This window comes from Diplocloster hominis (genome assembly GCF_032380655.1).
GTDB lineage: Bacteria > Bacillota > Clostridia > Lachnospirales > Lachnospiraceae > Diplocloster > Diplocloster hominis.
On sequence record NZ_JAWDIY010000001.1, the window covers coordinates 390,490 to 413,662 of the forward strand.

13 protein-coding genes are annotated in these 23,173 nt (G+C 49.1%); 1 reads left to right on the forward strand and 12 read right to left on the reverse strand.

The window, feature by feature from the left end; genetic code table 11:
- Positions 1-160: 160 nt before the first annotated feature.
- The 7 genes from ABC831_RS01590 to ABC831_RS01620 form a co-directional block, all read right to left on the reverse strand.
- Entirely contained in the window at positions 161-472 is a 312-nt protein-coding gene (locus ABC831_RS01590; protein WP_343246540.1) for a GIY-YIG nuclease family protein, read from the reverse strand.
- Between the two features lie 206 nt (positions 473-678).
- Positions 679-1,461, reverse strand: coding sequence for a peptidoglycan DD-metalloendopeptidase family protein (locus tag ABC831_RS01595; RefSeq protein ID WP_343246541.1), 783 nt, complete (start codon positions 1,459-1,461; stop codon positions 679-681).
- Between the two features lie 114 nt (positions 1,462-1,575).
- Positions 1,576-2,532, reverse strand: a complete 957-nt coding sequence (locus ABC831_RS01600) for a SpoIID/LytB domain-containing protein (RefSeq protein ID WP_343246542.1) — start codon at positions 2,530-2,532, stop codon at positions 1,576-1,578.
- 274 nt (positions 2,533-2,806) lie between these two features.
- Entirely contained in the window at positions 2,807-5,260 is a 2,454-nt protein-coding gene (locus tag ABC831_RS01605) for a glycogen/starch/alpha-glucan phosphorylase (protein WP_343246586.1), read from the reverse strand.
- Between the two features lie 42 nt (positions 5,261-5,302).
- Positions 5,303-8,413 (reverse strand): isoleucine--tRNA ligase, encoded by a 3,111-nt coding sequence (gene ileS, locus ABC831_RS01610; RefSeq protein WP_343246543.1) that lies wholly within the window; start codon positions 8,411-8,413, stop codon positions 5,303-5,305.
- A gap of 477 nt (positions 8,414-8,890) precedes the next feature.
- Positions 8,891-10,252: an ATP-binding protein gene (locus ABC831_RS01615; RefSeq protein WP_343246544.1), complete on the reverse strand. Its 1,362-nt coding sequence runs from the start codon at positions 10,250-10,252 to the stop codon at positions 8,891-8,893.
- Positions 10,253-10,932: 680 nt separating this feature from the next.
- Positions 10,933-13,854: a sialate O-acetylesterase gene (locus tag ABC831_RS01620; protein WP_343246545.1), complete on the reverse strand. Its 2,922-nt coding sequence runs from the start codon at positions 13,852-13,854 to the stop codon at positions 10,933-10,935.
- Between the two features lie 404 nt (positions 13,855-14,258).
- On the opposite strand from ABC831_RS01620, the gene ABC831_RS01625 reads away from it, so the two are divergent.
- Positions 14,259-15,740 (forward strand): D-alanyl-D-alanine carboxypeptidase family protein, encoded by a 1,482-nt coding sequence (locus tag ABC831_RS01625; RefSeq protein WP_343246546.1) that lies wholly within the window; start codon positions 14,259-14,261, stop codon positions 15,738-15,740.
- 11 nt (positions 15,741-15,751) lie between these two features.
- On the opposite strand, the gene ABC831_RS01630 is transcribed toward ABC831_RS01625, so the two are convergent.
- The 5 genes from ABC831_RS01630 to ABC831_RS01650 are packed head-to-tail and all read right to left on the reverse strand — an operon-like array spanning position 15,752 to position 23,150.
- A complete protein-coding gene (locus ABC831_RS01630) occupies positions 15,752-17,002 on the reverse strand; it encodes a Gfo/Idh/MocA family protein (RefSeq protein ID WP_343246547.1) in 1,251 nt (416 codons plus the stop codon).
- A gap of 27 nt (positions 17,003-17,029) precedes the next feature.
- Positions 17,030-17,968 carry a hypothetical protein gene (locus ABC831_RS01635; RefSeq protein ID WP_343246548.1) on the reverse strand — a complete coding sequence of 313 codons (939 nt, stop codon included), beginning with the start codon at positions 17,966-17,968 and terminating at the stop codon, positions 17,030-17,032.
- 41 nt (positions 17,969-18,009) lie between these two features.
- A complete protein-coding gene (locus tag ABC831_RS01640; protein ID WP_343246549.1) occupies positions 18,010-21,339 on the reverse strand; it encodes a carbohydrate binding domain-containing protein in 3,330 nt (1,109 codons plus the stop codon).
- Positions 21,340-21,370: 31 nt separating this feature from the next.
- The gene (locus ABC831_RS01645; RefSeq protein ID WP_343246550.1) at positions 21,371-22,219 is read right to left on the reverse strand and encodes a carbohydrate ABC transporter permease; all 849 of its coding nucleotides are present in this window, start codon (positions 22,217-22,219) and stop codon (positions 21,371-21,373) included.
- A 13-nt stretch (positions 22,220-22,232) separates the two neighbouring features.
- A complete protein-coding gene (locus ABC831_RS01650) occupies positions 22,233-23,150 on the reverse strand; it encodes a carbohydrate ABC transporter permease (RefSeq protein ID WP_343246551.1) in 918 nt (305 codons plus the stop codon).
- Positions 23,151-23,173: the final 23 nt, after the last annotated feature.

Consider the following 23,173-nt stretch of genomic DNA (forward strand, 5'->3'; position numbering starts at 1 on the left):
ACGTTCAGCCACAAGGGGATAATTGTACTGTCTCCAGATATAAAGCAAGACCTTTGAATCCGAATTACAGCTAGCGCTTTCCGATTCAAAGGTCCTATTATATTCTGATCCCCAATGGACGGACTTTTTACTTCTGCTAAGTAACATCCACGGTTCTTCTTTATTTCTTACTCGTCTCTCCTGTCTCTTTTGTCTCTCCTGCCTCTCCAGACTTACCCGGAGTTATGCACTGCGCATATTTGATCAGATCCATCTTTTTTTTACGATTCATCCTTTTGATCAGCGCCTCTCTGGACATGGCCTCTTCTTTTGTATCAAAAGTCTCCAGATGAACCAACGTGACAGGGCCCCGGCTTCTGGTATATTTCGCACCTCTGCCGCTGTTGTGATCCGCGATCCTTTTTTCGATATTGTTTGTCCAGCCGGTGTACAAGCTGCCGTCTTTACATTTGACTATATACGTATAATTCATAGCTGCTCCATATGTAAAGCGCACATACTAAAAACGAAGTATGCACGCCGTCTATTTTAAGCAATCGACCAAACAGTATATTACCCATAATAGAACGAGAAACGGAAAGTAAAGTATATTCGATTGCGTGATGTGCTGCTCGTTCCGTAATCCGTCGATTAATATATTATACTCCACTTTCCGGTTTTTGTGTATGGATTTTTCAATTACTCAAGATAGTTCATAGGATCTACAGGCGCACCATCCTTACGCATTTCAAAAAAGAGATTGCTTCCTTCTACGCTGTAATACTTCGTAGGCTCGCTGATATAACCGATAATCTCTCCTTCTTTTACATTGCTGCCCTCTTCTACCGGCACTTCTTTTAACTGTCCGTAGATGGCTTCAAAGCCATTGCCAAGATCTACGGTCACTGTGGTTCCGGTCTCTTCGCTGACAACTACGGATGTGACGGTTCCGGGTGCGGCTGAAAATACCTGTGAATTTACATCGCCCTGTATAATCAGTGCGGGGTTATATTTATACTGATCCAGTGTGGAAAAATAAATGCTTTTATCCATGCTATAGTCCATCAGTACATTTCCTGTTACCGGCCACGCGATCTTATCTTCCTCGCTAAAGCTGGGACTGGGATTCACTTTGGCATTTGTCTGCGCCGCAGGTTCTTCTTCCTCCGGTTCCTGTTCCGTTTCCTCTGCTTCGGCTACCGTCTCTTCCGCCTCGGGGGTGGGAGTCGGTGTTGCCTCAGGTATTACTTCCTCATTTACAACGTGGTTGGTTGCCGCTTCAGCGGTATCAGGTGCCGGTGTCTGCTGTGCCAGCTGTTCCTCTGCCGTATCACTTAAATCAACCAGATCCTGCGTATCATCTTTTGATCTGTTTCCGGCCCAATACATACCAACTAATGCAACGGCAGCTACGAAACACAGACTCAAGGTTACAACTGTCGCCCGTGATTTCAGAAAATTTACTGCCTTCTTTCTCCTCATAATCATCACCTCGCATATATCTTTGCCGGATTCCGGAAAAGATATACTTATTTAGGCAGATTACTGAGGGAATTCCTGGCTGATTTCCCTTATTTTTTCAAATATAATTATGGCTTATTTGGTACCATCGTAGGCCTTGACTTCGATCCCCGGATAGAAGTAGGCCAGAATTTCCTGATATCCTTTTCCTTCTTTGGCCAGCTCGTTGGCCTGATACTGGCTGACTCCCAGTCCATGTCCCAATCCTTTGGTAGTAATCCTGATCTCATCGCCGGTCATGCCAAAGGACAGGCAGCTGGAATTCAGATCAAACAGCGTCCGGAACTCTTCGCCGGACATGGTCACATTACCTATCTGTAATTGGCTTACATATTCCGCACTGTCAGTGCCTGCGATCTGAATCTGTGACAGCAGATCATCTTCTGTGACTTCCATCTGCGGATATTTCTCCCGCATCCGGTCCAGGATCTCGTCCGGCCTGTAGGTACGGATCTCCAGAAACTGTTTTGATTCCAGATCCTTCGGGCATTCCACGCTGGCCAGATAGGGATACTGATCACTGCCCAAAGCCTCCGCTGCGCTCCTGGTCTTACCGGCGCTGACAGCGTGAAAGGACGCTTCGATCAGTCCTCCCTGCCAGATGGCTACCTGTCCCGCCGTAGACTGGACCAGCGTTTTCAGCCTGTCATAGTTTTCTGTGAAATTTTCAAATCCCCACAGCTTTTCAAGGTCGTCTGTACCCGCCGACGCCGACGGATCTTTTCCCTCCCCGATTTCTTTATAAACTTCTGTTCTGGCTATGACCGCCTGAGTCTTAATGGCCTCGTCTTCATATGTCATAGGAATCTGTTTCGCGACAATATGCATGACCCTGTCCTCCATATCGATACCGTCCGTGCCCCCATGCTCCCCTGCCTGGCTCTCAGTCCGTCCCTCATTCCGGGTTTGGTCCCGGACCTTTGGCGCTGTGACAGAACTCTCATCCCTCCCAGAGATAAAGAGGGTCAATACATAAGGCAGCAGCAGTATTACAACCGCCACTGCCGCTAAATTCTTTAATTTTTCTTTCAAAGGATCACCGCGTATACTTTGTCCTTATATCTATATGCGCAGAGTAAGGATTCCATTCTCACCATATTATTTTTTCCTGTCTTTGCACTTAGCAATCACATATTTCAAAACCGTGCACCATGGCCTGTTGCTGGGTCTGTTAGATATATGCCTAAAGCTCTACAATTAGAACAAAGCCCTTAACGTCTGTTTGATCATACCAGCGCTAAGGGCTTTGTTCTATTTAATTACAGCTATATATTATCGATCAAGCGTCGTCCCCCATAGGGATCTGCTACCCTTCCGTCACGATCTGCACCTTATCCAAATGCCAGATCTCATCCACATACTGCTGTATCGTACGGTCTGAAGTAAATTTCCCGCAGCTGGCGGTGTTCAGAATAGCCATCTTCGCCCAGCGCTTCTCATCCCGGTAAGCCGCCTCCACCTGCCTGTGCGCCTCCGCGTAAGGTTTGAAGTCTTTGAGGATGAAATACGTGTCGGCCCGTTCCGAACTCTTGGTGTTCAGCAGCGAATCATAGATATCCCGGAACATTTCCATGTCGCCGTTTGCGTATGTCCCGTTGATCAGCTGCATCAGCACTTTCCGGATATCCTGGTCATTGTTGAAGATATCCATAGGATAATAGCCGCCGTTCTTTTCATACTGAATCACTTCATCGGACCGGAGACCGAAGATAAAGGCATTCTCCTCTCCCACTTCTTCCACAATCTCCACATTGGCCCCGTCCATGGTGCCCAGGGTGATGGCCCCGTTCAGCATGAATTTCATATTGCTGGTACCGGAAGCTTCCTTGGATGCGGTGGAGATCTGCTCGCTGACATCCGCGGCCGCGAAGATCATCTCCGCGTTGGAGACACGGTAATCCTCGATAAAGACCACTTTGATCTTTCCATTGATTGAGGTGTCGTTATTAATCACATCAGCCACGGCGTTGATCAGCTTGATGGTCAGCTTCGCCCTCCGGTAGCCGGCCGCTGCCTTGGCCCCGAAGATAAAGGTTCTGGGATAGAAGTCCATATCCGGATGCTCTTTGATCTGGTTATACAGATACATGACATGCAGGATATTCAGCAGCTGCCGCTTATATTCGTGCAGGCGCTTCACCTGTACGTCAAAGATGGATCTGGGGTCCACTTCAATGCCGTTGTGCTCGTATATATATTTGGCCAGGCGCAGTTTGTTCTGGTATTTGATATTCATGAATTCCTGCTGGGCCTTTTCATCATCCGCATAGACCTTAAGCCTTGAGATCTGCGGCAGATCGGTGATCCACTCTTTGCCGATGTGGTCCGTTACCCAGGACGCCAGCAGCTGATTGCCGTGCAGAAGGAATCTTCTCTGGGTAATTCCGTTGGTTTTATTGTTGAATTTCCATGGCATCATCTCATAGAAATCTTTCAGCTCCTGGTTTTTCAGGATCTCCGTGTGCAGCTTCGCCACACCGTTGACTGAATAGCCGGAAGCGATGGCCAGATGCGCCATTTTTACCTGACCATCGTAGATAATGGCCATTTTCTTGATCTTTTCCTGATTACCGGGATATTTCTGCTGGATTTCCATGATAAATCTGCGGTTAATTTCCTCGATAATCTGGTAGATTCTGGGCAGTAACTTGGAGAACAGCTCAATGGGCCACTTTTCCAGTGCTTCCGCCATAATCGTATGGTTGGTGTAGGCACATGTCTTGGTGGTAATCTCCCACGCCTCATCCCATTCCAGGCCTTCTTCATCCATCAGGATACGCATCAGCTCAGCGATGGCCACGGTGGGATGGGTGTCATTCAGCTGGAACGTCACTTTTTCATAAAATTTGTGGATGTCGCTGTGTTTCTTTTTATATTTTTCAATAGCCGCCTGCACACTGGCCGATATAAAGAAGTACTGCTGTTTCAGCCTCAGCTCTTTTCCGGCGTAGTGGTTGTCGTTGGGGTACAATACCTCCACGATGGTCTTTGCCAGGTTCTCCTGCTCCACCGCCTGATGGTATTCACCCTTATCGAATTTGTCCAGCTGGAAATTGTTGATCGCTTCCGCGTCCCAGATCCGCAGCGTATTTACCACATGATTGTTATAGCCGACGATTGGCATATCAAAGGGGATCGCCAATACGGACTGGTAATTTTCCTGGATGAATTTCATTTTGCCGTTTGGCTCCATCTCCACACGCACATAGCCGCCGAATTTCACTTCCTTGGCATACTCGGGCCTGCGAAGCTCAAAGGGATATCCATCTTTCAGCCACTGATCCGGCACCTCTATCTGGTAGCCATTTTCAATCTTCTGCTTGAACATTCCGTAACGGTAGCGGATTCCGCATCCATACGCCGAGTAGCCCAGGGTCGCCAGGGAGTCCAGGAAACAGGCCGCCAGACGGCCCAGACCGCCGTTGCCGAGGGCTGGGTCGGGTTCCTGGTCCTCGATCGCATTCAGGTCGAATCCCAGCTCTTCCAGAGCTTCCCGCACCTGGTCGTAGGCCATCAGGTTCAGCAGGTTGTTGCCAAGGGCCCGGCCCATCAGGAATTCCATGGACATATAGTATACAGTCTTTGGGTCTTCCTGCTCATAGGTCTTCTGTGTGGCCAGCCAGTCATCGATGATGACGTCTTTTACCGCATAGGACACTGCCTGAAATACCTGCTGGGGTGTGGCCTCCTCCAGGGTTCTGCGGTAGAGCGTTTTTACATTATCTTTTACACTCTTCTTAAAAGTTTCTTTATTAAACATTTGATTGGTCAATAATCATTACCTCCTTGTTTTGGCAGAAGTTTACTGTTTCTCCACTCCGAACAATACCTTCTCCCCATTGATATTCCACTCTTTGGTATATCCTAGTACCGTCTCCTGGCTCAGGGATACAGCCAGTACTTCTGATTTTATCTCATCGGCGTGTTCTGTCATAAGCTCTGCGATTTTTACATTCTGTTCGTAAGTAACACTGATCTTATCGGTCACTTCGAATCCGGCTTCTTTTCTCATGGTCTGGATTTTGCTGATGATCTCACGGATGAAGCCTTCTTCCAGCAGTTCCGGTGTCAGGTTTGTATCCAGAACTACTGTCACATCGCCGTCCTGCTCCGATACATAGCCTTCCATCTGCGCCGTGTCGATCAAAAGGTCCTCTTTCAATAATACGACTTCCTGACCGTTAATATTCAATTTCAGACTGCCGCTTTCATTTAATTCATCCATGGCGGCATTCCCATCCACATCGGCAAGCGCCTGCTTAATGCCTCCTAATAGCTTACCGTACTTAGGTCCAACCGTTTTTAACTGCGGTTTGAAGCTGTAGGAAGTAAAGCTTCTGACGTCCTGCGTAAAGCTTAATTTTTTTACATTCAGCTCATCTTCGATGATCTCCTGGTAGAACTCAGGCAGGGTAAAGGAAGCCTTGATAAACATCTGTCCTATGGGCTGGCGGTTCTTGATATTGGCGGAATTACGGCAGGCACGGCCCATAACCACCACTTTTAACACCGCGTCCATGTTGTTTTCCAGCTCTTTATCGATCCATGCTTCCTTCGCCTTGGGAAAATCGCATAGGTGTACGCTTTCCGGCGCGGCCGGATCAATATTGCATACAAGATTCCGGTAGATATCCTCCGTCATAAAAGGAATCATAGGCGCAGCGGCCTTTGACACGGTTACCAGCGCGGTATACAGGGTCATATAGGCGTTGATCTTATCCTGCTCCATTCCCTTGGCCCAGAATCTCTCCCGGCTTCTCCTGACATACCAGTTGCTCATATCGTCCACGAATTCCTGCAGTGCTCTGGCTGCTTCCGGAATCCGGTAATTGGACAGATTGTCATCCACTGTCTGCACCAGTGTGTTCAGTTTGGACAATAGCCACTTATCCATAACCGGCAGCTTCTCATATTCCAGTTTATATTTTGTGGCGTCGAACTGGTCGATGTTGGCATACAGCACGAAGAACGCATACGTGTTCCACAGCGTACCCATGAACTTTCTCTGGCCTTCGGTTACCGCTTTTCCATGGAAGCGGTTCGGCAGCCAGGGCGCGCTGTTGATATAGAAATACCAGCGGATCGCATCCGCCCCGTAGGTATTGAGGGCGTCAAAGGGGTCCACCGCGTTTCCTTTGGATTTACTCATCTTCTGTCCGTTTTCATCCTGGACATGTCCCAGAACGATCACGTTCTTATAGGGCGCTTTGTTAAAGATCAGCGTGGAGATCGCCAGCAGGGAATAGAACCAGCCTCTGGTCTGATCCACCGCTTCTGATATGAAGTCCGCGGGGAACTGCTGCTCGAACAGCTCCTTATTTTCAAACGGATAGTGGTGCTGTGCAAAAGGCATGGCTCCGGAGTCAAACCAGCAGTCGATCACTTCCGGTACCCGGTGCATTTCCTTCCCGCATTTGGGACAGCGGATGGTTACGTTGTCGATGAACGGACGGTGGAGCTCGATATCATCCGGACAGTTCCCGGACATTTCTTTTAATTCTTCGATGCTGCCGATGGAGTGCATATGGCCGCATTCACATTCCCAGATATTTAAGGGTGTCCCCCAGTAACGGTTCCGGCTGATGCCCCAGTCCTGTACATTCTCCAGCCAATCCCCAAACCGGCCTTTCCCGATGCTTTCCGGAATCCAGTTGATGGTATTGTTGTTCCGGATCAGGTCCTCTTTCACATCCGTCATCTTGATGAACCAGGACTCTCTGGCATAATAGATCAGAGGGGTGTCACATCTCCAGCAGTGAGGATAGCTGTGCTCAAAACTGGGCGCGGAAAACAGAAGGCCTCTGTCTTCCAGATCCTTTAATACCAGCGGGTCGGCTTTTTTACAGAAAGTTCCCTCCCAGGGAGTCTCCTTCGTCATCTCGCCTTTGCTGTCCACCAGTTGAACGAAGGGAAGATCATATTTTCTCCCTACGTTGGAGTCATCTTCACCAAACGCCGGAGCAATATGGACGATACCCGTACCATCGGTCAGAGTGACATAATTATCACAGGTAACATAGTACGCTTTCTTATTGGGCTTGACAAACGGGAAGAGAGGCTCATATTCCTTATACTCCAGGTCCTTCCCCACGTAGGTTTCCAGTACTTCCACATCGCCTTCCAGCACGGTGTCTGTCAGTGCCTGGGCCAGATAATAGACTTCGCCGTTATTTTTCACCTTTACATAAGTCTCGGACGGGTTTACACATAACGCCACGTTGGACGGCAGCGTCCACGGTGTGGTGGTCCAGGCCAGGATATACGCATCCTCACCTTTTACCCGGAACTTTGCGATGGCGGATTTTTCTTTGACATCCTTATATCCTTGTGCCACCTCGTGGCTGGACAGCGGAGTCCCGCAGCGGGGGCAATAGGGCACGATCTTAAAGCCTTTATATAACAGGCCTTTCTCCCAGATCTGCTTCAAAGCCCACCACTCAGATTCGATATAGTCATTGTGATAGGTTACATAAGGATGCTCCATATCCGCCCAGAAACCTACCGTAGCGGAGAAATCCTCCCACATGCCCTTATATTTCCAGACACTTTCCTTGCAGTGGCCGATAAAAGGCTCCAGGCCATATTCCTCGATCTGCTCCTTTCCATCCAGTCCCAGCTGTTTTTCCACTTCCAGCTCCACCGGCAGTCCATGTGTATCCCAGCCTGCCTTCCGGGGAACCATGTGTCCTTTCATTGTCTGGAAACGGGGAATCATATCTTTGATCACACGTGTCAGCACGTGTCCGATATGGGGTTTTCCATTAGCTGTCGGCGGTCCGTCATAGAATGTATAAGTATCACATCCTTTTCTGTCTTCCATGCTCTTCTCAAAGATGTGATGATCTGCCCAAAATTTTTCTGTCTTTTTCTCCCGTTCCACAAAATTCAGGTCGGTTGATACTTTGTCGTACAATATTATTCCCTCCTTAAGTAATATGAATAAGAGTTTCGCTTGCGGAACTCTCCGCCTGCGGCGGGCCGCGCAAGCGGCATCTTCCTTTCCGCCGCTGTGCGATCCCCGCGGAGCGTTTAATATTTCATAGGAGCACTTTCCTATGAAATAAAAAAGGCCTTCCTCCTGCGAACAGGACGAAGGTCTTGACTCCGTTGTACCACCTATCACCGCATACCATCATACGCGTTCCCGGTAACGGCGGGATGCCGTCAGTCCCTACTGACCGCCGGGCGGTTTTCAGGCTGAAACTCAGGAGTGATCTTCTGAATATCCCGACTGGCACCGGGCTTACACCATCCCCGGCTCGCTGCTGCGTTTGGAATATCTTACTGTCTCCGTCTGCGTTTTTTCTTATGATATGTGTAGCTGTGCGTTAACATATTATAAGTCCGGAAACCGCATTCTGTCAAGGGAAACGATTTGAAACAAGAATTTTCAGCGGATACTGAACCGCTGCAAGAGAAGGCTTTGCTCCAACGCTAACCCAATCAGCCGATCTGCTTCGTCAGCCATGAACAATGGGATGTTCAGCACATCATCATCCAGTTTCAAATTATCAAGAGAAAACCGAACACGGAGCTTCACTTGATCTGGGAACAGTTCCTTGAACTTCTTGAGACTCTTGCTGGTGGTATTGGTCTCGGATTTGACCTCTACAGGAAAAATATCATTTTCGCGCTGAATGAGGAAGTCTACCTCATAAGGAGGATTGCTTTGTGTCCAGTACCGGGGAACCACTTCAAACTGTGTGATTAATGCCTGAAGCACAAAGTTCTCGGTTAATGCCCCCTTGAACTCCGTAAAGAGGCGGTTGCCTTCTCCAAAGGCTGTAGGTGCCAGCTGCGCCAGACGGCGGAGCAGCCCCACATCCACAAGATAAATCTTAAAAGCGGAAAGGTCATCGTAGGCAGCTACAGGAAGGCCGGGAGCAGAGCTGCGGTAGATTTTATGCACCAGACGGGCATCCACCAGCCACTGCAGAGCGTCTTCGTATTCACGGGCTCTTGCCCCTTCTTTGACCACTTTATAGATAAACTTTTTGTTCTCCCTCGCCAGCTGGGACGGTATGGACTTCCAAATCATCGAAATTTTCGGGAACTCATTGATATTCGGGTGCTTTGCAAAGTCGCGCTCATATGCACCAATGATCCCGGACAGGGCTTCCTGCATGGCAGAAACATCTCGTGCCTCCGTCCACATCAGAACAGATTCTGGCATACCTCCGGTCACATAGTACATTTTGAGCTTTTCATAGAGGGGGTTGAAGAAGGCATCGGGAATTGGCCCAATCGTGTCTACCGATTCCAAATATTTTGCCAGGTTTTCATCACCATTGGCCAGCAGGAACTCTGTAAAAGTCATAGGGTCGATTTGCATGAAGTTGACCTTGCCCACGGGGAAAGAGGACGGTTTCGCCAGGGCAATGCCCAACAGAGAACCAGCACAGGCAATGTGATACTGCGGCGCATTCTCGCAGAAATACTTCATGGAATTGATAACCTTGGGACTATCCTGTACTTCGTCAAATATGATAAGGGTCTTTTCCGGTACGATCTTTTGACCACTGGCCAGCATCAGATTCTGCAAGATCCGGTCTACATCCTTAGTAGTTTCAAAGAACTGTTTATATTCCTCGTTCTCGTCAAAGTTGAAGTAAGCCGTATTTTCATAATAGTGTCTGCCGAACTCTTTGAGAATCCAGGTCTTACCTACCTGCCGCACACCTTTCAGAATCAGAGGCTTGCGGTAGGGAGAATTCTTCCAGTCCAGCAGATTTTTCAAAATCAATCGTTCCATAGATACACTCCTTCACACTTTTATTGAAGTTTCTGTGTATAGTAATCACATTTTTATTATATGCTGGGTTTGTCCAAAACACAACCCTTATTATAAAATTAGCTGTCAGTATTCGATTTCTTAACCCCTAGAGATGTCGTTACAAGCTCCAGCGGGATACCTTGCGTTATTAAGAACTTGCCGAATAGGCCGATGTGTTGGAATATGAAATAATATAGATGGAAGGATTTTTTTGCATTTTCCCGATAGACGGAAAATATTATTCTGATGGCGCTGCTGTTGTTCCGAGATATACCAGCAGAGGCTGGAAAGCTGGAGGATAGACGCTATAAGTCCGCAGAAAATCTGCTTGAGAGCATTGAAAGAAAGAAAACTGAATTGGATTCCAGACACCCTTTGACGGAGGGAGAGGCGGAATACCATGTGCACACAATTTGGGGGCGATGGAGAATTTATTTGCAGGGTATGTGAATACAAGGTTGGATAGTATCTGGCAATGTTGGAAGGACAGGATTTCCGGGAATTGGAACTGCTTTTGCAGCAGCTCCGATTCCCGGATTTTTTTGTAATATAGGTTTGGACACGGCATTATAGAGCAGTTACCTCTCCCTTCTGGTTCCTCTCCGTCCGCAGCTTCGGGTGCTTCTATTGATTTCAACGACTTAATTTGTGATCTGTAATTAGTTGCTTAGTTTTTTTCGTTTCCATATGTATATAATGGTTCCTCCTGATATAGCAATCATCAGACTGTTTAAGAGGTAATTGAATCCGTCGCCAGTAGGCGGCGCTTGAATATTTTCCCTGGATGTTTCCTCAGCGGATGGGGTACCCTCTGATTTGTTTTCCTCTGTTTTGTTTTCCTCTATTTTGTTTTCCTCCGTTTTGGTACCGCCGGGTTCCTTTTTTTCCGTTTTGAGACTGTCTATGGCTTTTTGTAAATCGGATAAGGCCTGATCGGCTTGCTGCTGGGTGGTTTGGGGATTATCCAGCCTGTCCTTGGCAACGGCTATAGCATTCTGGAAGGTTGTCCAGCTGTCATCGGTATATCCGTCGTTTTTCTTATCCTTGTTGGCCTGGTATAGCTGTAACAACCTGTCTTTTTTAACGGGTTCTGCCTGCAGGCATTTAACTGCTGAAACCAGATTATTATAGGCCGTATCTACTTGCTCCTGACTGGCCTTTGGATCTTCCAAAATTTCTTTCGCTTTTTTTAGCGCATTCTGGAAAGTTGTCCAGCTTGAGGCTGTGTAATTGTTGTTGTTTTTATCTTTATTCGTCTGATAAAGGTCGTTCAGATTTTTAACTGTTACCAGTTCTTCGATCGCTTTGAATAAGAGATCTGCTTTTTCATTTGTCTCTTCTTGTGTGCTGTACTCATTTTGCAAGGCCGCTTTCGCATCTGCTAACACGTTCTGCAGACAGTCCCAGCTTCCCGCAGTATAGATGTTCTCGGTAATTTTTTCTGCATTTTTTACTAATTGTAGCAGCGTTTTTGTATTTACCGCTTCGGCCGGCACGTGGTAAAAAGCTAAGATGGGTTCATCCCTTTGATTGAATATCGTGGGGGACGGTTTTACCGACGCCAGCCCATCTACTTTTACCGCGCCGGAAAATTCCCGGCTCACTGTCAGTTTGACGTGACAGCCGTCGATCTGCGTGCTTATTATAGGTACAGCACCGCTGTCGTCTTGTATGGTAAAATCTGTAACGGCTCGGTTTGACTTTAACCCGTCGTCCGCATAACGAAAGGTCAGAAGAACCGTGCGGTCTTTGATAATACCGTGGCTGAGGCTCGGCTGTTCCCAGGAAATCTCCTTTTTGTATGCCAGAGCCAGCGCTGCCTGCGCCATACGTTTTGCCAAAATAACATTACTGTTGGCGCTGTTATGGATTCCATCGCTCAGTCTTAATCCTGATGTGGATATCACTGCTGTGTTCGGGATATATATTTCGCTTTCCGGATCACCCAACTGGCGCTGTATTTCTTTCATCTGATACCAGAGCGATGCCGGCGGATGTCTTTGATCCCGGTCCGCATGGCTATTGAGCTGTGCTGTTATCACGGTCAGACCGGGGTTATTGAAATCAGCACGTAAATCCTCGACCATCCGGGTAAAACGTGCCGGGTAAGCGTCCACATTTTCCTGAGGTATAGAACCGTCGGTTGTGGACAGTGTTTCGGCCTCCCCCTGATACCAAAAGATACCTTTCGCTCTCCGGTCATTGGAATCGAAGCAGTTTAAAATACGTTCATAATAGGGTTTCCCTTTTAGCCAGTCCGATATACTGCTGCCTCCCACCGCAACCTGTAAGATGCCGACCGGCACATTCTCAGCACGGCTGATTTCTTTCGCAAATGTCAGGCCCGGAGCGTGGTTTTCCGGAGACTGTACCTCCCCAATCGGCTGGGACGCCTGACACCAGGTCCCGCTTGCCCACCGGTATAGGTTTACACCTTCCATGGAGGGATCGTCCGCCGCGCTTTTTATTTCCTCATCAGGCAGGTAACGGCCGTAGCCCGCTGCGTTGCTCTGTCCGGCGATAATCCATAAGTCCCCTACTCCTACCCGAACCGGCGAACTTTGGAATATGGTCGTTTCATTATTTTTTCCGGATACCTGTATTTGATACAGTCCGGCGGGGACTCTTTGTATTTCCGCCTGAAATGTCCCTTCGGAAATATCAGCTTGCACTGGTTCAAAACCCGCTACTTTTTCACCCGCAGTGTCCAGCAACGTAATCTCCACATCGGCGGACTGATTTCCCACGAGTTTCCCTCTGATTGGAATCGCAGCGGTTCCATCTTCTTCTCTCTGGATGATCTGATCGCTCTTGGGCGTTTCTATTTCAACTCTGATACCATTTATTTCCGCTAATTTTTTGATATCTCCATCGGACAAGGCCTGATCGTATACTTTCAAATCATCTATAGCGCCTTTAAACATATGGCCCTCGAAAGGCGCAGTTGCCTGTGTGTTCCATCCTCCTCCGATTAACAGGGGCACGTTCCATTGGTCTGCCGGACCCCCTGAGATGGTCTCAGTCTTTACCGGATCGCCATTTAAATACAGAATCTGCGTAGTTCCGTCATTGGTTACCGCGACATGCTGCCACTGGCCGAAAGTTACCGTGCCCGGGTTGGCAGCCGTCCAGCCTGTGTTGGATATCTGGGCTTCTAACGCGCCATTATTTCTGATATACAGCGATAAATCCTTTTCGTCAACTACCGGAGTACGGGATCGACAGATAATTCTGCTTAAACCGTTTGGATTCGGGTCCAGTTTTACCCAGGCGGCAATGGTGGTTTTTCCGCTGGTAACCTGGTAGTCCGTGCCGAGATTAATATAATTGGTGCTGCCGTCAAACTGCAGCGCCTTACCCTGATCATCCTTCCCTTGCACCAGAACAGGTGAATTTCCCTGCACTGCAAATGTCCGGCTGTCTGCGGCATTTGTCACGGAGCCGTTTTCTAAGTGATCCATATTAAAATCTAAAATCGGCTCATTTTCTTCCGGTGGTTCCTCAGCCTGCGCAAGCATACCGCTGGTACAGAAACATACGATAATAATCACCGCCAGTGTCCATCTACACTTTTTCCACATAAAATCTCCCTCCCGCTTTTTCATCAGCTATGTTCCTCAATACTTTTGATCTATTTTAGTATAGCAAACCTGGATTTTTTAATATTTAGAATTTTTTTGGTTCTATTGTGTACTTTTTTTACAAAAAGACCTTTGATCTATTACAGTTACAGGCTGAATTAAAACCTCGTATGATTTTACAGGTTCTGGTCATACTAGAGGGAAAGTTGTCATTTTTTAGAATGGTACGGTATTTCTTTCGTCCGGCTCCGTTGGGTTTCCGATCCGTTTCCTAATTGATGATAGGAATCACGGCCCTTGGTTGCTTTTCCCATATTCATCCTTATTTGTAATCTTGCTATCTGTCATAAAATGACATATAATGTAAATATTACAAAATTGTTAATTAAGGAGTTTATTTTATTATGAAATATAGATTACGATCCCTATTTGCAATGGGGCTTTCTGTCCTGCTCTCTTTTTCCATTGTTCTGACAGCGTCTGCCACGGAAGCGGCCACCCCTGATCCCTCTGCAGCCGCAGATGCCGCTGCTTCTGAGGATACCGGTGCTTCCAATGACTTAAGCGGCCAGGGAACATCCGGTTCAGGGGACATCTCCTGGCCTCAGGGGCCGGATATTCAGGGAGAATCCGGCGTTGTCATAGAGGCGTCCACCGGTACCGTATTATATGACAAAAATATGCATGACCAGCACTACCCGGCCAGCATAACGAAAATACTGACTGTTCTTCTGGCTCTGGAGAACTGTTCCCTGGACGAGATGGTGACCGTCCCATATGAGGCGGCCCATATGCCGGAGAAGGGCTCCCATATCGCGCTGGATGCCGATGAGCAGCTTACGATGAAAGACTGTCTCTATGCCATGATGCTGGCTTCCGCCAATGACGCCGCCTATGCGGTAGCGATCCATTTAGGCGGCACGATCGAAAACTTTGCCGACATGATGAACCGGCGCGCGCAGGAACTGGGATGTACCGATTCCCATTTTACGAACTGCAACGGACTCTTTGATGAAAATCACGTATCCAGCGCTTATGACATGGCGCTGATCACCAGAGAGGCGTTAAAGCACGAAACATTCCGGGAGGTATCCGGTACTGTATTCTATGAGATCCCGCCCAGTGACACACAGCCTGACCTGATACCTATGTACAACCATCACAAAATGCTGACCAGTTCTAAATATCACTATGACGGCGCATTCTCCGGAAAAACCGGGTATACCAATATAGCCAGAAATACTCTGGTAACCTGCGCTTCCCGGGGCGGCATGGAACTGATCTGCGTGACTATGAAAACCGAAGGCAGGCAGGTGTATGTAGATACGGCATCCCTGTTAGATTTTGGTTTTGAGCATTTTCAAAGAATAAATATAGCCCAGAACGAATCTGTCTACAGCCAGTCATCCGTTTACCAGGAGTCCTCTCTGATTAAAGACAAATCCATGCTCCATATCTCACAGGATGGGTATGTCATAATTCCAAACGAGGCTTCTTTTTCAGATCTGACCGAAGAACTGGTCTACGGACCCGCCAAATACGAAGATTCCTCCGTCGGTCTTCTCAGCTTCCGGTACGGTGACCGTTTCGTCGGCTCAGCCAGCCTGGAATTGACCGCCCCGTCACTCCCCAGCTATACATTCCAGTCTGTCAGCGCCTCCGTCTCTTCGGAAAGCGGCACCAGCAGCACTGCACCTTCCCCGGAACCGGAGAAAAAAAGCGCAGGAAAAACAGCGGTCTATATAATAGCCGCCGTCATCCTTTTCCTTGCTCTCCTTTTCGCCATATGGGTCTGCGTAGTCAAATGGCAGCGGTGCAAACGGCTGCGTGCGCGATGCAAATGGAAAAAAGAATTTTATTCTAATTTAGAAGATCTGGACGATTAAATCCGTATCCTTTACAACTCTACTACCTTATGCTGGTTCCTGGCTTTTTCCGCCGCGAAGCACATCACATGGGCCTGCAGGCTCTGGGCTGCCGTCGTCTTATTCTGAGCGGTTTTGTCCGCCTGCACCGCGTGCACAAAATCCCGGATCAGATAGAAATCACCGCCACCGTGATTGTAGCTGTTTTTCACTTTCGGCATCTCCACCGTGATATGAACGGGATCAGGAGCCCCGAACACCTGATAGATGATCTCATTTTTCTCCATATCTCCGATCAGCTCGCCCCTGGTACCCATTATTTTTAATGTCCGGTTACAGTCCTGCGTGAACGCGGTCATTACAAAACTGGCCGTGGCGGTGTTCTCAAACTCCAGGTTTACCACCTGATGGTCCACCACGTTATTGTCACAGTGGTAGACACAGCGGCCGTAGGGACCTGACTCCAGAGCTTCCAGAATCCCTTTTCTGGTGCCGTCCGTCGTGATCGCGCTCACAAAGCCATCCCTTTCTGCCCGTGGATGTTCCAGATAAAAGCGCGGCGCATAATAAGGACAGACGGCAGCCGCAGGACATCCGTCCAGGCACCGCATGGGCGCTTTTTGAGGAGCGCATTCTGGTTTGAAATGTGTCAGGCTGCCAAAGGAGGACACCCTGGTGCAGCGAGAATCCATAAGCCAGGATATAATATCCATATCGTGACAGCTCTTCTGCAGCAGCATCGGGCTTGTGGTCTCACTGTTGTTCCAGTTGCCCCGAACGAAGCTGTGGGCCTGATGCCAGTAACCTACATTCTCGATCTGCTGCATACACAGCATCCGGCCCAGTACCCCTTCGTCCAGCAGCTGCTTGATTTTCGAGTAAAAGGGGGTGTACCGGAGCACATGGCAGACACTGAGCACCAGCCCGCTTCCAGAGGCCGCTTGTTCGATCTGGCGGCACTCGGCTTCCGTGTTCGCCATCGGTTTTTCCAGAAGAACATGGTATCCCATGGTGAGGGCCTGGACCGCCGGCTTTGTGTGCATATCGTCCAGTGTGCAGACCAGGCAGGCGTCGGCAAATTTAGGCTGGTCCAGAAGCTGTTCCCAGCTCTCACAGGCATGTTCTGCGGCGATTCCGTACTCTTCCACAAACTGTTCCCGCCGTGCCCGGTCCGGCTCGGCCACTCCCACGATCTGAAATTCTTCGGGGCATTCCCTGGCGTAATGGGCATAGATATTGCCGCGGGCGCCCGCTCCTAATAAAATTGCTGTTATTTTTTTCATGTTTACCTCCATATACGCACATCTATGTCACTTTGTCTGCAGCTGTCTGCGCAGATCAGAATAGGACGTCTCCACCAGTCCCATGTTCCAGGAGCTGTCGCTCTTCTTTTTTCCGCCGTACCAAAGCTTCAGCTTATCGCCCGGTTCATCCAGCAGAAAGGATGCCCGGTAGATACAGAAGTCATCCCATGCGCCTTCCGGCCCCGGGTCCAGCACAGCATCCCTGTAGGTTTCCCAGTTCTGTCCCGGGTCCTTGCGGGCGTAGAACAGACTGCAGTAGTCGCAGTTTGTACCGTCCGGATACGCAGGATAGAACGCGTGCAGTACCTCGGTGGCCGGGTCTCTCCACACACTGATATGCCAGATCTGGTGGCCAGGCTGTACCAGGTCATCACATGTGGATTCCTCTCCCCAGAGCAGTCCGTCCAAAGAGGTACGGCTGCGCACCTTATTGTTCTGGTTTTCAAATCCTGTATTCCCGGAATCCACATACCACATCTGCCAGCTGCCGTCCTTCCTCTGCTGAACCGCCGGTGACAATATGCTGTACATCTGGTCGGGGTCTTCCAGTACGACCTGCGGCCCTTCCCAGTGGCTCCCGTCCCGGGAGCGCAGAAGCTTTACCCAGGATCTTCTGATGTCATCTGCCTCCACATAGTACAGACGCAGTTCCTTAAGCTTTGGTTCATAGCACAGTTCCACATCACAGTTATGGCCTACGGCCGGGCGCGGCACCAGCGGATTGGTGACACCCGCAGGCGCCTGCCAGGAACGTCCGTCGCGGGATACCAGTACCGACGGATCTTCATATCCTCCGTCGTTGAAGGGATAAGGGGTCATGGCCATCCAATATTCATATCCCTGAAAGCCGCCGGGAAAATATAATACCGATGGGTGGGTCGTCTGGTTTGAACCGTCATAAGACGGGATTAATTCGGGTGTAATTGCATTTTTCAGTATTGCCATAGAAAAACCTCCTTGCAGTTTCTTGTGAATCAAGCTTATTCCTATTCAAGCGCATTCAGGAACTCTGTAAAATCCCGCTGGGCCAATCCGATATGCCAGGAGGAATCATCCTGTTTTTTAGCGCCGTACCATACCTTCAGCGTGTTTCCTTCCATCAGCATGGAGGACCGGTAGATGCAGTAGTCATCCCATGTGCCGCTGTTGCCGGGTTTTAAGATAGGTTTGCTGAAGAATTCCCATTTGCTCCCTGTACGGTTTACCGCGAAGAACAATTTGCAGGAATCACAGTCCGTACCATTGGGATAAGCCGGGAACACCGCATAATAGCTGCCGCTGGCCGCATCGTAGTGAACGTCGATATGCCAGATCTGGTACCCGGGCTGGACAAAATCCGTACAGGTCGTCGCTCCCGACCAGGAGATTCCGTCTGAGGAAGTACGGTATTTTACCGTATTGCTCTGGTTGTTCCAACCTGTATTTCCCGCATCCACATACCACATCATATAGGTGCCGTCCGGCAGAATCTCAATGGACGGGGACAGCATACTGTATTTTTTAATCAGATCCTTTAACACGGTCACAGGAGCAGACCAGTTCACACCGTCGGTGGTACGGATCATTTTTATCCTGGAGCTGATGATGTCATCGGCATCCACGTAATACATGCGCAATTCATCGGCATTCGGTACATAGACCAGATCAACGTCACAGTTATGGCCCTTGCTGGGCGTATCGATCAGCGGATTGGTTACTCCCTGGGGTACTTCCCAGTTAATTCCGTCATTGGACGCCACGATGGAAGGATTCTCCAATGCCCCGTTGTTAAATGGATACGGGGTCATAGCCATCCAATAGGTATAGCCGTTCCAGGGCTGGTCAAACCGGACTACGGAAGGATGGGTCGGCTGGCCGGTTCCCTCATAGGTAGGAATATTCTGAGGCGCGGCTGCGTTCTGCAGCGGTTCATAGCTGCTTAGATCCGTGACTTTTTCTAAGGTAACGTCATCCAGATAACCGTCGCCGGAACCGCTGTTCTGCCGGTAACCGAATATCGTCGCGTTATGGTTGGACTCCCCTGTGTGGAATGTGACTGTGATTTGTCTGTATTGCGTATCTGTAGTGGTGGAAAAAACTTCGCTCCCTCCAAAGTTTTTCACTCCCAATGTCATCACGGAACCCGCATTTGCTACTTTTACCCAGGCGCGCAGCACATATTTACTGTTGGGCTCTACGGAAATATTCTGCTCATAGCTGCTGTTCTTTGCAAGCTTAGCGGCATAGTTTCCGGAGTGCTGGTTCTGGTTTACGACGGAAGCGCTGTTGTAGGGCCCCCACGGGTAAGCGGCTCCGCTCTCGAATCCCGCATTATCCACCAGGTTCGGCGTGGTACTGCGCGTATATAATATACTGTCCACATCGATATAGGTGTCCTGTGAAGAAGCATTCTTCTGTCCCTTGCACACAATACGCAGCGTATGTTCCCCAGGCGTCAGGTCCACCGCGCGGAACAGAACCTGCTGGTAAATATTCCGGTCATTGTAGCAATCCACGGTTTCCTTCAAAACACCGTCCAGGTAGACTTCCGCCATTCCATAGTTGACATCCTTCTGGCCCATCCATGCCACCGAGGTTCCTTTGAACGAAATGGCAGCTGCGGCTCCCGCGCTGTTCGTGTAATGGGAGTCACCGGAATAGCCGCCGGTACATGCGGTGTCATAGGTCCAGCTCCCCTGATAAGCGATTTTCTCATCATTATCATTAATCTGCAGCTGAACGCCCTGATCCGGCGTCGCATAATCGCTCTCATGGGCCCCGATATCCGGCTGTCCATGGTATAGCGCATTGCCCCAGAAATCCTGATCTTTGTTTCCGGACATTGCCGCGCCTGCATTGATGCAGGGTGAGGCTGCAGTCAGCTGATAGCCGGACAGCCGGCCGGCGCTCAAAAAGTCTATGCCCGTTCCCCCGGTACCCGGAGATACCAGCATGGGATCAGCTATCAAGTTACCCGATCCGCCGGGCTTGTTGCCGTTTCCATAAAAGCAGTTGTTTGTAAAGACGGCGTTCCCCGGATTATAAGCACCGGTTCCCAGATTATAGAATATATTGTTGGTGTATCTTACATTGCTGCCCGCCGACGCGAAATGGCTGTCCTGAATTTCCGTGGAAAGGCCCTCGCCTATATAAAATGTATTGTTATAAGCGTTGACATGAAGTTTGGAATTACTGGAGAACATAAACAACCGGCTCCGGTCATTCTGGCTGATATTGTAGCGCACTACCGTGTTTACAGCGTCTCCCATATCCAGGAAGAATCCGCCTTCGTTATCGTGGCTGTAATTGTATTCAAATGTTACATTTTCACACTTAATATCCGCATCGAAGGCCATACCGTCATTATTGCCGGGCTGGAACCGGTGGGTATTATACACTTCATTATAACGGAATACGGAGTTTTTGCAGAACGCGCCCCAGATGCCGGCGTAACAGCCGTATTGGGCGCTGCTGCCGGCTCCCCCGTTGGCAGCTCCGTCACACACATTGTATTCTATCACCGCACCGTCCACATTTTTGGCCACAATCCCGTCGCCCTTCACATTCCGGACTGTATTATTGGCGATATATACATTCGTGGAATAACCAAAGGCCGCGTCCCACACATTCCGGTCCTCATTATAGGTGTAGGTGGTAATACCTCCTTTGCACAGATCATGCACGTAATTGCCTTCTACCCGCACATCATTGTACTTGGAGGAAGAACCGTATCCGGTGATGCTGATTCCCCCGAAGAGGCATTCCACGTCACTGTTGGTATCTTTGGAAGGGATATTGAACACTTCACAATTTTTTATGTAAATATGCTCGATGGTACCCTGGTTTTTATTTTCCACCCAGATACCGGTGCGGCGGTCGTTATTGTGGGTCACACTGCTGCTGATACGCAGGTTGTTGATTTCCCAATACCCCTGGTTAATCAGGGATACCACTTTCTTATCCGCTTCCCCTCCGAGAATCAGCGGTTTTTCCCCCTGTCCGTACAGATCCAGCTGAATAGGTGCTCCCGCGCTGCCAGATCCTTTGGGCGCGAGCCCGCCGTTCCAGGTGCATCCGGCTTTTAACAGTATCCGGTCGCCCGGCTGGAAAACTGTGCTGTTGACTTTGTCAAGGGTTTTCCAGGCTTCAGCCTCGGATAAGCCTGTGTTCGCATCATTGCCGGCCGCCTCGTCTACATAATAGACAGCGGGGCCAGCAGAGGCCGCTTCCTCCTGTGGTGCTGTTTCTGTGTCATCATCTGCAAAAGATACGGAATTGAAGGATATACATAGACAAACCGTTAATAGTAAAGCGAACATTTTTCTTAAATGATTCATAGTAACCTCCCCGTTTTCTTTCAATCTTCTGTTAACCCTTCACCGCGCCGGCCGTCAGGCTTTTGATAAATACCTTAGAGCAGGCACAGAATAAAAGTATGGTAGGCAGCACGGAAACCACGATGGCTGAGAACATGCCGTTGCGGTCCATGGAATAAGTGCCTTTAAACTGGCCCAGCAGGGCCGGAATCGTCATTTTGCTTTTGCTGGTAAGCAGCAAGGACGCGAAATAAAACTCATTCCAATTGTTCAGAAACGCCAAAATGGCGCCGGTGGCGATACCCGGCTTCGCCAGCGGGAATATGATACGCCAGAATGTCTGGGAATAACTGCATCCGTCAATCTGGGCAGCCTCCTCCATTTCCCGCGGAATGGTCAGGAAATAGCTTCGGATAACAAAATAAGTGATCGCGATATTCAGGCCGCTGTATACAAAGATAACCGCCGTGCGGGTGTCCTGTAAGTTGAATGAACTCATCATCCGGTATATCGGAAAACTGATGGAGATCGAAGGCACATACAGGGTCGACGCGAACATTAACGTCACCAGCCCCTTTCCCCGGAAATTCATTCTCGCGGAGACATAAGCCGCCATCGTAACCGCCAACGTGCTGACAGCCGTTGACAGTGTAGTTATAAACAGCGAATTCGCAAAATAGGCCCCGATATTTAATTTCGTGAATATAGAAATATAGCCGTCAAACTTCCACGGGTGCGGCAGCCCCAGTCCCCCCGGTACCTCTTTGAAGGATGAGATAAACACCCATATAAGAGGATAAAGGGATACCACCAGCACAAGGAACATGACCGTATAGCATAGGATCGTCCCGGCTGCCCCATGGCGGTGCATATTTTTATTTAATTTATACTTTTTGTTCATCTCTTCCGCTCCCTTACAAATCTGATTCCCCGGTGCGCAGCAGTTTATTGATACTGAGCACAAGTACAAGACCTATAATGACCTGGATCACGCCCGCGGCATTCCCCAGCGCAAAGTTCAGTTTTGTACTGCCCATGGATGTCTGATAAACATATAGGCTCAGACTGTAAGTAGCGCCGTCCGGCCCCCCTTTTGTCAGCAGGAACAGTTCATTATAGAGCAGCAATCCATAATTACACGCCAGTACCAGCACCGTACCGATCATAGGCCGAAGCAGCGGCAGCGTAATCCTCCAGTCGGTCTGGAAGTCGGAGGCGCCGTCGATCCGGGCCGCCTCGTACAGTTCCTGCGGGATCGCCGAGATCTGCGACATCAGCAGCAGGCAGTTGGTCCCTCCGAACAGAATGTAGGAAAAAGTGACGCCCCAGAACGCTGTTCCCGGTTTTGCCAAAATGTTCAGCGGCAGGTCCGGGTCAACCAGGTGTACCAAATCCGTAATCAAACCGTTGGCCGGATCATACAGATTCAGAAAAATCAAACCGATGGCTGCTGTGGAAATAATATTTGGTATTAAAAAGGCATTGCGGGTCAGCGCCCAGCCTTTTCGCTTTTTGCTTAAAACCAAAGCCACCAGAATCGAAAACGGCACCTGAATGACTGCAGTAAGCCCGATCCATTTCAGGGAATTGATAAGAGCCGTAATGAAATGGGTATCTTTTGTAAACAGGCGGATAAAGTTATCAAATAAATGATTCCAGCCCAGGAATTCCGGATGCAGAAGGTTCTTGTAATTCCACTCGCTAAAGGAGCTTCCAAATATGTTCAGCAGCGGATAGGCATAGATTGCAAAAAACAAAAACATCCCCGGCAGCAAAAAAGCAAATATAAATAAGCTCCTGCGCCAGTTTTTCTTTTTGCGCGTATTAAGCACGGCAGACTCCCTCCTTTGATACG